Source organism: Vibrio sp. Y176 (assembly GCF_033438945.1).
Genome location: NZ_JAWOQS010000294.1, coordinates 1 through 833, shown reverse-complemented (window position 1 = coordinate 833; position 833 = coordinate 1). Strand labels below are relative to the sequence as shown.

Annotated in this window: 1 protein-coding gene; it reads right to left on the bottom strand. The window is 40.1% G+C overall.

Going from position 1 to position 833, the window contains the following annotated elements; all coding sequences use genetic code 11:
• Positions 1-701 precede the first annotated feature (701 nt).
• A partial coding sequence (locus R7O13_RS25660) for a 50S ribosome-binding protein YggL (RefSeq protein ID WP_318305044.1) occupies positions 702-833 on the bottom strand: 132 nt, incomplete at its 5' end.

Here is an 833-nt window from a genome sequence, read left to right as displayed (position 1 = left end):
CCCTGTTTAATCGCCACTTCAAAACGTACAAAGGACTAACACCACGCGACTACCGCCAGCATTATCAGCAGCGAATTCAGCCTTAATGGGAATGGTATGCAACTGCTAGTAAGAACGTGAAAAGAGTTACTCGACGGAAAGTGATGTGCAATTGGTATATTACTTGCAAAGTTTTTCAGGAATCATTATTAAGATTCAATGACAGTTAATTTAGGGAACTTGATTGCCATTTTTCTGTCATATCTCGTGAGTAATTTGACCGTGTCAGGAAGGTAATAATCGGTTTTAGGTGTCAAAAATGGCTGCAATAGAACCGTTTTTATCATTATGTTGTGAAATGAGTCACGGTTAAATAATTGGTTCCCTTATAGATTGAAGGGGATAAAAAACCTTAGACAATAAGCTCATAAAGAGCGTTACTTATAGAAGATGAGGGAGATTACTATGAAAAAAATGAGAAGAGCTCAGCTACATCGTGTTCGCATCCAGTACTGGAAAGATACGAAAGAAGCAACAGCTAAGAAATCATAGTTAACCATACTCGAAGTCCTTGAGCTGGCAATAGAATTCAAACGTTCTCTACGCATTGCCAGCTCCAAACACCACCAACACTTCAAATCCAATTTTAAATTCAGTTTCATCACCCATAAAAAAAGCCAGTCCGAAGACCAGCTTTCTCTAACGTATTTGCTTGCCTGCTATTACAGGTAGTTTGCGTCAAGCAAGTCGCCAGCTTTCGCGCTTTTCACTTCTGGACGAGCTTCTAACCAAGCAACGACTTGTGCTTTTTGCTCTTCTGTCGCGCTACCGTAACGTTCTGTAGAACATAGGAA